Annotated in this window: 14 protein-coding genes and 1 pseudogene; 11 read left to right on the top strand and 4 right to left on the bottom strand. The window is 30.7% G+C overall.

All coding sequences use genetic code 11. The features are described from left to right. Window positions 1-50 precede the first annotated feature (50 nt). The 5 genes from ELQ07_RS05720 to ELQ07_RS05740 all read left to right on the top strand — a co-directional run bounded on the left by ELQ07_RS05720 (window position 51) and on the right by ELQ07_RS05740 (window position 6,268). Window positions 51-2,120 carry a capsular polysaccharide biosynthesis protein gene (locus tag ELQ07_RS05720; RefSeq protein WP_134224865.1) on the top strand — a complete coding sequence of 690 codons (2,070 nt, stop codon included), beginning with the start codon at window positions 51-53 and terminating at the stop codon, window positions 2,118-2,120. Next, window positions 2,117-3,301 (top strand): capsule polysaccharide modification protein KpsS, encoded by a 1,185-nt coding sequence (gene kpsS / locus ELQ07_RS05725; protein ID WP_052777906.1) that lies wholly within the window; start codon window positions 2,117-2,119, stop codon window positions 3,299-3,301. Before ELQ07_RS05720 ends, kpsS begins: the two co-directional genes overlap by 4 nt. A 71-nt stretch (window positions 3,302-3,372) precedes the next feature. Next, a complete protein-coding gene (locus tag ELQ07_RS05730) occupies window positions 3,373-4,494 on the top strand; it encodes a DUF829 domain-containing protein (protein WP_096702845.1) in 1,122 nt (373 codons plus the stop codon). Further along, on the top strand, window positions 4,491-5,852 hold the full coding sequence (locus ELQ07_RS05735) for a cytochrome P450 (RefSeq protein WP_002887974.1): 1,362 nt from the start codon (window positions 4,491-4,493) through the stop codon (window positions 5,850-5,852). The genes ELQ07_RS05730 and ELQ07_RS05735 overlap by 4 nt, the downstream gene beginning before the upstream one ends. After that, window positions 5,849-6,268, top strand: a complete 420-nt coding sequence (locus ELQ07_RS05740; RefSeq protein WP_002862076.1) for a hypothetical protein — start codon at window positions 5,849-5,851, stop codon at window positions 6,266-6,268. Before ELQ07_RS05735 ends, ELQ07_RS05740 begins: the two co-directional genes overlap by 4 nt. On the opposite strand, the gene acpS is transcribed toward ELQ07_RS05740, so the two are convergent. After that, complete coding sequence (acpS, locus tag ELQ07_RS05745) at window positions 6,269-6,616, bottom strand: holo-ACP synthase (RefSeq protein WP_002825806.1); 348 nt, start codon at window positions 6,614-6,616, stop codon at window positions 6,269-6,271. Next, window positions 6,616-7,152 (bottom strand): flagellar basal body-associated protein FliL, encoded by a 537-nt coding sequence (gene fliL, locus ELQ07_RS05750; protein WP_002855429.1) that lies wholly within the window; start codon window positions 7,150-7,152, stop codon window positions 6,616-6,618. Before fliL ends, acpS begins: the two co-directional genes overlap by 1 nt. Before the next feature lie 102 nt (window positions 7,153-7,254). Here fliL and pgmL point away from each other — a divergent pair. Together pgmL and ELQ07_RS05760 are read left to right on the top strand one after the other, a co-directional pair. After that, a pseudogene (gene pgmL, locus ELQ07_RS05755) lies at window positions 7,255-8,644 on the top strand (phosphoglucosamine mutase PgmL). Between the two features lie 47 nt (window positions 8,645-8,691). Beyond that, window positions 8,692-9,069 (top strand): DUF1090 family protein, encoded by a 378-nt coding sequence (locus ELQ07_RS05760; protein ID WP_134224866.1) that lies wholly within the window; start codon window positions 8,692-8,694, stop codon window positions 9,067-9,069. Between the two features lie 31 nt (window positions 9,070-9,100). Here the strand turns inward: ELQ07_RS05760 and rsfS are convergent, their stop codons facing one another. Both rsfS and nadD read right to left on the bottom strand, forming a co-directional pair. Then, a complete protein-coding gene (gene rsfS, locus ELQ07_RS08260; protein WP_002855339.1) occupies window positions 9,101-9,427 on the bottom strand; it encodes a ribosome silencing factor in 327 nt (108 codons plus the stop codon). A gap of 27 nt (window positions 9,428-9,454) precedes the next feature. Then, entirely contained in the window at window positions 9,455-10,000 is a 546-nt protein-coding gene (gene nadD, locus ELQ07_RS08265) for a nicotinate (nicotinamide) nucleotide adenylyltransferase (RefSeq protein ID WP_002862071.1), read from the bottom strand. Window positions 10,001-10,059: 59 nt separating this feature from the next. Between nadD and gap the strand changes: the two genes are divergently transcribed. The 4 genes from gap to fabI are packed head-to-tail and all read left to right on the top strand — an operon-like array spanning window position 10,060 to window position 13,759. Continuing rightward, window positions 10,060-11,058: a type I glyceraldehyde-3-phosphate dehydrogenase gene (gene gap / locus ELQ07_RS05770; protein ID WP_002868484.1), complete on the top strand. Its 999-nt coding sequence runs from the start codon at window positions 10,060-10,062 to the stop codon at window positions 11,056-11,058. A gap of 2 nt (window positions 11,059-11,060) precedes the next feature. Next, entirely contained in the window at window positions 11,061-12,263 is a 1,203-nt protein-coding gene (locus tag ELQ07_RS05775; RefSeq protein ID WP_002783833.1) for a phosphoglycerate kinase, read from the top strand. Continuing rightward, window positions 12,260-12,931 (top strand): triose-phosphate isomerase, encoded by a 672-nt coding sequence (locus tag ELQ07_RS05780; protein WP_038817381.1) that lies wholly within the window; start codon window positions 12,260-12,262, stop codon window positions 12,929-12,931. The genes ELQ07_RS05775 and ELQ07_RS05780 overlap by 4 nt, the downstream gene beginning before the upstream one ends. A gap of 3 nt (window positions 12,932-12,934) precedes the next feature. Then, window positions 12,935-13,759 carry an enoyl-ACP reductase FabI gene (gene fabI / locus ELQ07_RS05785; RefSeq protein WP_134224867.1) on the top strand — a complete coding sequence of 275 codons (825 nt, stop codon included), beginning with the start codon at window positions 12,935-12,937 and terminating at the stop codon, window positions 13,757-13,759. Window position 13,760: the final 1 nt, after the last annotated feature.

Here is a 13,760-nt window from a genome sequence, read left to right on the forward strand (position 1 = left end):
ATAAAAAATTTGTTATAATTTTTTTAAAAATATTTTTAAAAGAAATATTTATGAAGTATTACTCAACATCAAAAAAACTTATCGCTAATGTTAGAAATTTTTACACCATTTCTTTGTATAAGAAAAATTCAAAAATAAATAAAGATGACTTTTTTCTTGGCTGGGGACGCAAAAAATCAGGTTTAAAAGCTATGAATTTAGCAAAAAAACATAAGGCTAAATTCATACTTTTAGAAGATGGATTTATCCGCTCATTAAACTTAGGGGTTGAAAATAGCCCAAGTTTTTCTATGGTTAAAGATGATATAGGTATTTATTATGATGCAACAATGACTTCAAAGCTTGAAAATCTTTTAAATGCTTATGAATTTAAAGATGAAGAAATCAAACAAGCTAAAAAAGCTATAGAGCTTATCAAAAAATATAAAATTAGCAAGTATAATAACAATCTTGATATTCCAGATGATTATTTTCAAAAAGATGAAAAAAGGGTTTTAATCATCACCCAAATAGCCAATGATGCCTCGCTTGAATTTGGGCTTGCTAAAGATTTTAAAACCCTTGATATGATAAAAGATGCCATAAAAGAAAATCCTGATTCTAAAATTTATATAAAAATCCATCCTGATGTTTTAAGCGGTAAAAAACAAAGTGATTTAGATATAAATTCCTTACCTAAAGAATGTATTTTAATCACTGACAATTTTAATCCCATAGTCTTGCTTGAGTTTTTTGATAAGGTTTATACCAAAACTTCTGGTATGGGTTTTGAAGCTTTGATGCAAGAATGTGAGTGTATTTGTTATGGCATGCCATTTTATGCAGGTTGGGGTCTAACAAAAGATAAATTAGAGTGTAAAAGAAGGATACAAAAAAGAAGTTTAGAAGAAGTTTTCTATGCCGCTTATATACTTTATAGCGAGTATTTTAATCCTTATTTAAATCAAAAAAGTAATATTTTTGATGCTATTCAAACTTTAGCAAAATATAAAGATATAGAAAAGGCAAATTCTAATAGACTTTTTATGCTAGGCTTTACCTTATGGAAAAGGCATTTTATCAAGCCTTTTTTTAATGCTAAAGATAATGAAATTATTTTTTTAAATTCTTTAAAATCTTTAGCTAGATATAAACTTAAAGAAAATGATAAATTTTTCATTTGGGGTAAAAAATACGATGAAAATACTCTTAAAAATTTGCTTTTAACAAAGGCAAAAGAGCAAAATTTAACTAATTTTACTCCTAAAATTTCTTTAGTTGAAGATGGATTTATTCGCTCAATTTCTTTAGGTTCTGATCTTACGCGCCCTTTTTCTTTAATCGTTGATGATAAAGGACTTTACATAGATCCAAATAAAGCAAGTAAATTAGAAGAGCTTTTGCAAAATGAAATTTTTGATGAAAATATACTAAATAGGGCAAAAAATATTATAAAAATCTTACTTGAGAACCGCTTTTCAAAATATAATGGCTTAAAGCATGAAAATTTAAAGATTAATGCCAAAATAGGACAAAAGATTATTTTAATCCCTGCTCAAGTTGAAGATGATGCTTCAATGATTTTAGGAGGTTTTGGCTTATCTACTCTTGATTTGCTTAAGGAGGTGCGTGCTAAAAATCAAGATGCTTATATCATCTTTAAGCCTCATCCTGATGTGTTAAGTGGCAACCGTGTGGGTTTAAAAGATGAAACACGCATCTTGGAATTTTGTGATGAGATTGTAAAAGATTGCAGTATTGATAGTGCTATAAAAATTGCTGATGAAATTCACACTATTACTTCTACAAGTGGTTTTGATGCTCTTTTAAGAGCTAAAAAAGTTTTTACTTACGGCATGCCTTTTTATGCGGGCTGGGGTTTAACAAAAGATAAATATAAATGCGAAAGAAGAACAAGAAAACTAAGCCTAGAAGAGCTTGTAGCAGGTGCTTTGATAGCATATCCAAGATATATAAATCCTAAAACAAAAACTTTATGTGAAATTGAAGTTTGTTTAGATATAATGCTAAATTTACAAAAAGCTTATTTTTCAAAAAAACATATAAAATTGGCAATAGATTTTAAAACTTTTATGCTTAGAAAAATAAGAAGATTTTATGAATTTTTAGCAAAGAAATGAGATTTAGCACTAAAATTAAAAAAGAATTTAGCGGTAAAAATGTTTTACTCTTGCAAGGGCCTGTGGGAAATTTTTTTCATCATCTTGCAATGAAAATGAAAAAAAACCAAACCAAAGTTTTTAAACTCAATTTTAACGGTGGAGATTTTTTTTTCTATCCTAGTGGAACAAGGTGTAAATGTGATGAAAAAGATCTTGAAAATTTCTATAGAGATTTTTTTCAAAGCAAAAAAATCGATGCTATTTTAATGTATAATGATTGTCGTATTATACATGCTAAGGCTATTAAAGTGGCTAAAGAATTAGGAATTGAAATATGGATTTTTGAAGAAGGATATTTAAGACCTTATTGTATTACTTTGGAAAAAGATGGGGTGAATGCAAATTCTTCTTTACCGCGTGATAAAAATTTTTATCTTTCTCAAAATATTTTTACCCAAGAAAGCATAAAAGAAATTCCAGGTGGATTTAAATTTATGGCTTTTGATGCTTTTTTGTATTGGTTGTTTGCTTTTATTTTGGCTCCATTTTTTAACAACAAACTTCATCATCGCACTTTATATCCTTTTGAATTTTTATTTTGGTTTAGATCTTTATATAGAAAATATCTTTATAAGATTACAGAAAAAAAACTAAATGAAAAGATTTATAATTTAGAAAAAAAGTACTTTTTGGCGATTTTACAAGTTTATAGCGATACGCAAATTAAATATCATTACAAAAAAAGCATAGAGCACTTTATAGAAGAAACCATACTTTCTTTTGCAAACCATGCAAGAGCTAAATCTTATCTAGTTTTTAAACACCATCCTATGGATAGGGGTTATAAGAATTATTCTAAACTCATAAATGATTTAAGTCAAAAATATCATGTAGAAGGAAGGGTTTTATATGTTCATGATACCCACTTGCCAGTTCTTTTAAGAAAGGCTTTAGGTTGTATTACTATAAATTCAACAGTAGGTCTTAGTGCTATTTTAGAAGGCTGTCCGACTAAGGTTTGTGGCAATGCTTTTTATGATTTTGAAGGCTTATCTTATCCAAAAAAACTTCAATTTTTTTGGCGTGAAGCTCATGCTTATAAACCCAATCCTGTTTTGGTGTGTAATTTTAAGAAATATCTTTTACAAACTAATCAATTCAACGGCAATTTTTATAAAAATTTCTTTTTAGACAAATAAGACTAAAAAGCTTTGATTAAGAGAGCTTTTAAAGCAAAGTTGTTATAATTAAAAGTAAAAAGAAATATTGTATGGATAGGGAAGTATTTTATATAGCAGGATATGATCCTAAAAGTTATAGATTTTATTATGATTTATTTAAAAAAAACCTAAAAGATTATTCTCATGCTTTTAACATTAAGACTGATTTAAGTAAAATTGAAAAAAATGAGCAATTTCCTTTTTTTAAAATTTCTTGCGAGGGAGTGCAAACTAAATATCATTTTTTAACATGGAATGATATTGTTAAGAAAAATTGGTCAGAAAATTATAAAGATGCCTTAGCAGATTGTTATAGTTTTTTTAGAATTTATACTATCACAGGACTTTTTATCAAATTTGGCAAAGAGTCGATTTATCAACTTATCACAGGTTATTATCCTTTTTTTTATGTGTTATTTTCTTTACTATTTTCTTTGGTTTTAGCTTTTGGAAGTTTTGTTTTTTTGCAAAATTATATGCATTTTTCTTTAGCTATCATCATAGGATGTTTTTTAGGATTTTTGCTAAATCATTTTTTATTTAAATTAGGTAAGAAATTAGCTGTATTTTGGATAGCAAGAATTTGTGCTTTTTGTGCTACTTGGCAAGATAAAAAAATAGGCACTATGCAAGAAAGAATCAAGCTTTTTGCAAATACTATAGTAGATAAGCTAAAACAAAACGAAAGCAAACAAGATTATGAGCTTATTTTAGTAGCGCATAGTGTTGGAACTATAGTTTGTATAGAAGTTTTGGAGTGTATTTTAAGACAAAATTTAGATTTATCTTTACTTCGTAAATTAAAAATTCTTACTTTAGGAGAATGCATACCTTTAGTGAGTTATCAAAAAAAAGCGGATGAATTTAGAAAGAAGCTTGAATTTGTTTCAAGGTTTGATTTAAAATGGTATGATTACACATCGATTATTGATGGAGCATGTTTTCCTCAAGTGGATTTTTTCCGCACAAGTGCCGTAAATGCTAAATTTACACCCCCATTTTTAAGTGCTAAATTTCACACTTTATATGAAAAACATGAGTATAAAAAAATAAAAAGAGATAAAAACAAAGCGCACTTTTTATATCTTTATAGTATTAGTGTTAAAGGTGATTATGATTTTTTTTCTTTTATTATAATGCCTAAATTTTTAGAAGAAAAGGTAAAAATATGAGTGAATGTCCCTTTTTTCCAAAACCTTATAAAAATAAGGCTTCTACACTTTTAACTTTTTTGTTAAAACGTAGATCTTGGCTTGATGGGCTTTATGAGCGTAGTTATAAAATGCAAACAGGCTATGTGAAGATGCCAAATTTTGATCTTTATGTCATAAATGACACTAAAGAAGTTAAAAGAATGATGGTTGATGAGGTTAGAGAATTTCCTAAAAGTGCATTTTTGCATGAGCTTTTAAGTCCGCTTTTAGGAGAGAGCATTTTTACTACAAATGGTGAAGTTTGGAAAAAGCAAAGAGAGCTTTTGCGTCCAAGTTTTGAAATGACTCGTATCAATAAAGTGTTTAATCTTATGAGTGAAGCTGTAGCAGATATGATGGATCGTTTTAGTAAGTATCCAAATCATGCTATTATCGAAGTAGATGAGGCTATGACTTTTATTACCGCTGATGTGATTTTTCGCACCATTATGTCTTCAAAACTCGATGAGGAAAAAGGTAAAAAAATCTTAAATGCCTTTGTGACTTTTCAAGAGCAAAGTGTGCATACAGCCATGCGTCGTATGTTTCGTTTTCCAAAATGGCTTTCTTATGTTTTAGGAGATCGTAAGCGTGCTAAGGCCGGAGATGTGATCAGACAGGTTTTAAGTGACATCATAAAACCAAGATATGATATGGCAGATAATGCAGAATTTGAAGATATTTTAGGATCTTTGCTTTTAGTAGTGGATGCGGATACAAATAAGCGTTTTTCTTTTGAGGAAATTTTAGATCAAGTGGCTATGCTTTTTTTAGCAGGACATGAAACCACAGCAAGTTCTTTGACATGGACGCTTTATTTGCTTAGTCTTTATCCTAAGGAGCAAGAAAAAGCTTATGAGGAGATTACTCAGGTTTTACAGGGTGGAGCCATTGAAATTTCGCATCTAAGACAGTTTAAATACTTAACAAATATTTTTAAAGAATCTTTAAGACTTTATCCTCCTGTTGGATTTTTTGCAAGAGAGGCAAAAAAAGATACTCAAGTTAGAGATAAGCTTATTAAAAAAGGTTCTGGGGTGGTGATTGCTCCTTGGCTGATACACAGACATGAAGAATTTTGGACAAATCCACATGGATTTAATCCTTCTCGTTTTGAGGGAGAATACAAAAAAGATGCTTATTTGCCTTTTGGGGTAGGGGAAAGAATTTGTATAGGACAAGGTTTTGCTATGCAAGAAGCGATTTTGATTTTGGCTAATATTTTAAAAACTTACAAATTAGAACTTGAAGAAGGTTTTGTACCTGATGTAGTAGGGCGTTTAACAGTGCGTTCGGCTAATGGTATGAGGATAAAATTTAGCAAAAGAAAGCTATGAAAAGAGTTAGAACTAAAATTCGCGCCAATTTTCGTCGTCGTGTAAAACGCACCTTAAAAGGAAGCTTAAAAGAAAAATTAGCAGGGACTATTCTGCTTTGCGCTATAGTACCTTTAGCAGTTTTAGGATATCTTTTTATTGTGATTATAGGAACTTTTTTTAATACTGCACGAGCAAGACAGGGTGTTAGAGCCTTAGATCATTTTGTAAATGCAAGCTTGTTTAATGGCTATGCTTGGGAGAGCGTTTCTTCTCATGCGTGGCGTGAAAGAAATCGCAAAAAATGGGCAAGGATTGTTATAAAAATCACAGATTTTTTTCAAAAAGATCATTGTAAAAGAGCAAATAAAAGAGAACAACCTGTGGTGGATTTCATACTTTCAAGAAATTTAGACAAGCAAACTATAGGAAAATAATCAAACTATAGCCACTATGGCTATAGCAAAACCATTATCATGAGAAATGCTTAGAGAAGTTTGAGTGATATTAAAATCTTTTGTAATTTTTTGAGAATATTTTAATTTAGGCGCGTTTTTTTCATCTTTTGATATTTCAATATCAAAAAAACTGCATAATTCACAAATTCCAACACCTAAAGCCTTGCTAGCGGCTTCTTTAGCAGCCCAAAGACCTGCTAGAGTTGCTGGATTTTTAATGAGTATTTGTTCTTTTGGGCTTAGAAATTTATCCAAAAAATTTTTGCCATGTCTAGAATGAATTTTTTCTATCCTAGAAATGGCGATGATATCACAGCCTACACGCATCAAGAAACTACAAAATCCGTAAAATAAACATTTTTAATAAAGCCATCGGTTAAAATTTCATTGATTTTTCCAACTAGCTCATCTTTTAAACGTTCTTTGCCTTTTTGTGTACTTACTTCTTCAAAAGTTTTAGCTGTTAATGTACGAATAATAATATCACGGATCACTGGAACTTTTTTGTCAAGTTCAGGTTTTAAAAGTTCACTATTTTGTTCTAGTTCTATAGTGCATTTTACATATCTTGAGCCGCTATCGCTAAGTAAATTTAGGGTAAAAGGATCAAGTGGATACATAGGACCTATATTGGCAAAATCACTACCTCGCTGGGTAGGAGCTGAAACTTTAGGTTTATCGGCTTTTGCTTCTTCTTTTGGAGCTTCTTTGACTTCGCTTTCATCACTTGAACTGCTTGAAATAAGCCAAGCAATCACTCCCATAATACTAAGAAGTAAAACAAAAAGTAAAATAACAATAATAATTACAAGTGAACCGCCTTTTTTCTTTTTCGTTTCTTCGTTTTCTAATTCTTCATCCATAAATTTTCCTTCATTTAGTGAAATTAATGTAAAATTGTAGCAAAAATTTCTTTTCTATCCAAATTTGCTTTAGAAAAACGATAAATTTAGGTCAAAGAAGAGATGAATTTGAAGGAAAAAAATGTTAGATGTGATTTTTAGAGAATATGATATAAGAGGACTTTATGGCAAAGAACTAAATGAAAAAAGTGTTAAGGCTATAGGTTTTTGCTTAGGACAAACCATGCTAAATAAAGGCTGTAAAAATGTAAGTGTGGGTTATGATGCAAGATATAGTGCAAATGAACTTTTTAATTATCTAGTGAGTGGACTTAACAAAGCGGGAATAAAAATCTATGATATAGGGCTTGTACCAACTCCATTGGGATATTTTAGTCTTTATGAGGGCTTGAAATTTGATGCAAATGTTATGATAACAGGCTCTCATAACCCAAAAGATTATAATGGTTTTAAAATCACTATCAATAAAGAAAGTTTTTTTGGCGTGGAATTAAAAGAGTTTTCAAAAGAAGTTTATAAGCATTTAGATGATGATATTGAAGAAAATTTAGAAGTAGAAAAATACGATATTTTAAGCCTTTATGTGAAATTTATGTGCGAGCAATTTAGCTTTTTAAAGGATTTTAATTATAAATTTGGCGTTGATTGCACAAATGGTGCGGCTGGAGTGGTGATAGAGCCTTTAATTAAAGCTTTAAATTTAAAAGCTCATGTAATGTTTGCAGAGCCTGATGGACAGTTTCCAAACCATGCTCCAGATCCTACAGAAGAAGAAAATTTAAGTGCGATTAGAGAGTTTTTAAATCAAAATCAAGATTATTCTTTAGCTTTTGCTTTTGATGGGGATGCTGATAGAATGGTTGCTTTGAGTAAAACTCATGTATTTTGTGGGGATGAGCTTTGTTATTTGTTTGCTAAAAATATTCCTAGTCCACGCATTTTAGGCGAGGTAAAATGTTCTAAAAATCTTTTTGATGAAGTGGCTAAATTTGGAACTATTTTTATGGGAAAAACAGGACATTCTAATATCAAAAAAATGATGAAAGAAAAAGATATTGATTTAGCTGCTGAAGTGAGTGGGCATATTTTCTTTAAACATAGATATTTTGGTTATGATGATGGAATTTACGCATTTTTAAGAGCCTTAGAACTTGTTTATAAAGGTTTTGATTTAGAAAGTATGATTAAAGCTTTACCAAAACTTTATACTACGCCTGAAATTAAAATTCCTGTAAATGAAGAAGAAAAATTTAAACTTGTGGAAGAATTTCAAAAAGAGATTGAAAAAGGAGCTTTAAAAGGTGTTAAAAGTCTTTGTGAAATCGATGGAGCTAGGATAGATTTTGGCGATGGATGGGCTTTGCTTCGTGCATCTAACACCAGCCCTTATCTTATCACACGCTTTGAAGCAACTTCTTTAGAAAGAGCAAAAGAGCTTGAAAGTATGGTATTTGCTTTATTTGATGATATAAAAGCTAGGCCTAAGAATTGATGAGATAATATTTCGCGATTTAAATTTATTTTAAAAAGGAATTAAAAATGAAAAAAATACTTGTTCTACTTTCGTTGTGCGCCTTTGCTTTTGGTACAAGTGAATGTGATAGAAAAATCGATCGTATCAATAAAGAAATCAGTTTTTCTAAAGCACATAATGATACAGCTAGAACTTTAAGCTTAGAGCTTGCTTTAAAACAAGTACAAAATGATTGTGCTAAAGATCCTATGTTTTATGATAAAAAGTTAGAAGCTAAAAAACTTAAAGAACAAGAAGTGGAAAAAATCGAAAAAGAACTTGATGCTTTAAAAAAACAAAAAGATTATATGAGTAAGGCTGAGTATAAAGCTAAAAAAGAAGCTTTAAAAGAACAAAAAGAGAAGATCAAAAAAGAAATTAAAGAATATATCGATAATCTCTAAAAATTAAAAGGCTAATTAAATTTTAGCCTTTTTAAACCCTACCTTTTTTAAGATTTTCTAATAATTCTTCTATATTATAAATTCCTCTGTGTTCTGGTGTTAAAAGATGGATTAAAATATCACCAAGATCAATCACGCTCCATTCTTCACTACTATCTATGTTTAAAAATTCCTCACCTTTGGCTTTAAGTTGTGTTTTAAGCTCATCGATCAAAGATAGAGCGTGTCTTTCTCCTAAAGTAGCTGCGATAATGACATATTTTACAAAGTATTCTTGCTCGCTCATGTCAATGGTTTTGATATCTTCAGCTTTTTTTTCATCTAAAATTTTAACGATTAAATCTATTCTTTCTTGCATTATTTTCCTTTAATTTTTGAAATTGTATCAATTTTTTTGTAATTTTTCATAATATTTTTTTACTTCATCTTTAATTTCTTCGCAAACTTCATTTGTATTTAAAGTATTGCGTATGAAAGAAGAAGCGATTTTTTTATCGGTTTTTAAATCTTTAAAATTCTTAGGAATTTCTATATCATTGCGATTGGCAATAACAAATTCTACTAAAGAATTAAGTTTTTCAAAATCATGCCAAAGATGAAGTTTTTCTAAATGATCTGCGCCGATTAAAAGATAAAATTTACTAGGATTATAAAGCTTATAAAGATACTTAACGCTTTCTATACTAGGAACAGGGCGTTTTTGCTTGGTTTCAAAATCACAAATTTCAACTTTTGGCAAATGTCCCCAAAGTTTTTTAACCCATAAAAATCTTTGCTTTTCATCAGCACTAAAACTTTGTTTAAAAGGGTTGATATAAGTAGGCATAATAATAAGCTTATCAATATCTAATTTTTCCAAAGCCTCTAAAACAACGCTATTGTGTCCATTATGTGGTGGATCAAAACTGCCACCAAAAAGTGCTATCTTCATTAAATTTTTAACCTTTTTTTTGTAGAATATTAACATTATATTTTGCAAAAGGAAATTAAATGGCTGTAAAAGTTGCTATAAATGGTTTTGGACGCATAGGCAGATGTGTTGCAAGAATCATCTTAGAAAGAAATGATATTGAGCTTGTGGCGATAAATGATACTACGGATATTGAACTTACAAAATACCTTTTTAAATACGATACAGTACATGGTGAATTTAAAGGCAGTGTTGATAGTGAAGGCGATGATTTAGTGGTAAATGGTAAAAAAATCAAAGTATTTAAAAGTCGCAATGTAAAAGATCTTGACTTTGCAAAACACGGCGCACAAATTGTTTTAGAGTGTACAGGAGCGCATTTAACTATGGCAAAATGTCAAGAATTTATAGATATGGGAGTACAAAAAGTGATCATGAGTGCTCCTGCAAAAGATGATACTCCTACTTATGTTTTAGGGGTAAATTCAGAACTTTACAAGGGTGAAAGCATTATTTCTAATGCAAGTTGTACAACAAATTGTTTAGGTCCTGTTTGTCGTGTTTTACAAGATAATTTTGGCATAGAAAAAGGACTTATGACAACAATACATGCTTATACAAATGGACAAAGTATTATTGATGCTAAAGCTAAAGATAAACGCCGTTCTCGTGCTGCAGCGCAAAATATCATTCCAACTTCTACAGGCGCAGCAAAAGCTATGAAACTTGTTATGCCTGAACTTAATGGCAAGCTTCATGGACAAAGTATGCGTGTGCCAGTGATTGATGTATCAAGCGTGGATTTAACTGCACAACTAAGCCGTAAAGTCAGCAAAGATGAAATCAATGAAGCTTTTAGAAAAGCTGCAACTACAAATTTAAAAGGCATTTTAATGGTAGATGATGATGAAAGAGTTTCAAGCGATTTTATCACTTGTTCTTATGGAGCTATTGTAGCAAGTGATTTAACTCAAGTGATTGCGGATGATTTTATCAAGGTAATTGCTTGGTATGATAATGAATGGGGCTATTCAAGTCGTCTAGTAGATATGGCAGTATATATTGCAAATAAGGCTTAATCATGAGTGATATTATTTCTATAAAAGACATTGATTTAGCTAAGAAAAAAGTTTTTATAAGATGTGATTTTAATGTTCCTCAAGATGATTTTTTAAATATCACTGATGATAGACGCATAAGATCAGCTATTCCTACGATAAGATATTGTTTGGATAATGGTTGTAGTGTGATTTTAGCCTCTCATTTAGGGCGTCCAAAAGAAATTAGCTCTAAATATTCTTTAGAACCTGTGGCTAAGCGTCTTGCTAGACTTTTAGATAAAGAAATTATTATGGCAAAAGATGTTATCGGCGAAGATGCAAAAACCAAAGCTATGAATTTAAAAGCGGGTGAAATTTTACTTCTTGAAAATTTGCGTTTTGAAAAAGGCGAAACTAAAAATGATGAAAATTTAGCCAAAGAACTTGCTTCTATGGTTCAAGTTTATATCAATGATGCTTTTGGAGTATGCCATAGAGCACATTCTAGTGTAGAGGCGATTACTAAATTTTTTGATGAAAAACACAAAGGCGCAGGATTTTTACTCCAAAAAGAAATTGATTTTGCAAGCAATCTTATCAAACATCCAGCACGTCCTTTTGTCGCTGTTGTTGGAGGTTCAAAGGTAAGCGGAAAACTTCAAGCATTGACAAATTTATTACCAAAGGTAGATAAATTAATCATAGGCGGAGGTATGGCATTTACTTTTTTAAAAGCCTTAGGTTATGATATAGGAAATTCACTTTTAGAAGAAGAGCTTTTAGAAGAAGCTAATAAAATTCTTACCAAGGGTAAAAATTTAGGAGTAAAAATTTATCTTCCAGTAGATGTTGTAGCCGCTCCTGCGTGTTCACAAGATGCACCGATGAAATTTGTTCCAGCGCAAGAAATTCCAAATGGTTGGATGGGTTTAGATATAGGACCTGCAAGTGTGAGACTTTTTAAAGAGGTGATTTCTGATGCGCAAACGATTTGGTGGAATGGACCTATGGGTGTTTTTGAAATTGATAAATTTTCAAAAGGTAGTATTAAAATGAGTCATTATATCAGCGAAGGACATGCAACTTCTGTTGTTGGCGGTGGCGATACGGCTGATGTGGTTGCGCGTGCAGGTGATGCAGATGAGATGACTTTTATTTCCACTGGAGGTGGTGCTTCTCTTGAACTTATAGAGGGTAAAGAACTTCCAGGTGTAAAAGCTTTAAGATCTAAGGAAAATGAATGATCTTTGCTGCAAATTTAAAATGCAATCACACAAGGGCAAGCTTTAAAATTTATGCTGAAATTTTAAATAAAACTATGGGGGCAAAATGCGATGATATTATCGTTTTCCCACCTAGTGTAGCATTTTTAGAAAATGAAAATAACTTCATACAAGGAGCGCAAAATTTTTATCCTTGTGTTAATGGTGCTTTTACAGGCGAGCTTGGAAAAGAACATTTGGACGAATTTGGGATCAAATGTGTTTTAATCGGGCATTCTGAAAGAAGAGCTTTAGGAGATGAAGCACTTATTAAGGCTAAATTTGATTTTGCTAAAGAGCATGGCTATAAAATTGTTTTTTGTATAGGTGAAAATTTAGATACAAAAAATTTAGGCAAGACTTTAGAGTTTTTAAAAAAACAACTTGAAATTATTGATTTAAATTATGAAAAACTCATCATTGCTTATGAGCCTATTTATTCTATAGGAACGGGAGTGAGCGCACAAGCTACAGATATTGCTAAAGTGCTTGAATTTTTAGCGAGTTTAACTAGGGTACCTTTGCTTTATGGTGGAAGTGTGAATGAAAATAATATCAAAGAAATTTTAAGTGTAAAACATTGTGGAGGAGTTTTGATAGGCTCTGCAGCTTTAAAAGTAGAAAATTTTATAAAATTAATCAAAGGATAAAAGATGATTATGAAGGGTAAAAAAGGCCTTATTGTAGGGGTTGCAAATAATAAATCTATCGCTTATGGCATAGCAAAAGCATGTTTTGTTCAAGGAGCCGAGCTTGCTTTTACTTTTTTAAATGATGCTTTAAAAAAACGCGTAGAACCTATAGCACAAGAGTTTAATTCTAATTTTGTTTATGAGCTTGATGTAAACAATAATGAGCATTTAGATTCTATCGCTGAAAAAATCAAAAAAGATTTAGGTGAGATTGATTTTGTAGTGCATGCGGTTGCTTTTGCTCCAAAAGAAGCTTTAGAAAATTCTTTTTTAGAAACTTCAAAAGAAGCTTTTGATATAGCTATGCAAACTTCTGTGTATTCTTTACTTTCTTTAACACGTGCGGTTTTACCTATTTTAAAAGATAAGGGTTCGATTTTGACTTTAAGTTATCTTGGAGGGGTTAAATATGTGCCTCATTATAATGTTATGGGTGTAGCAAAAGCTGCACTTGAAAGTTCTGTGCGTTATTTGGCAAGAGATTTAGGGGTAAAAGGAATCCGTGTTAATGCTATTTCAGCAGGTCCTATTAAAACTTTAGCAGCAAGTGGAATAGGGGATTTTAGAATGATTTTAAAATACAATGAAATCAATTCTCCTTTAAAACGCAATGTTAGTATAGAAGATGTAGGAAATTCGGCTATGTATTTACTTAGCGATTTAGCAAATGGTGTTACAGGTGAAATACATTATGTCGATGCAGGATATAACATCATGGGTATGGGTGATGTTGAAAAAAATGAAGAAGGGCAAACTGTTCTTTGTTGGGATAATCAAAAAGGATAAA

It is taken from the genome of Campylobacter sp. US55 (genome assembly GCF_004378955.1).
Lineage (GTDB): Bacteria > Campylobacterota > Campylobacteria > Campylobacterales > Campylobacteraceae > Campylobacter_D > Campylobacter_D jejuni.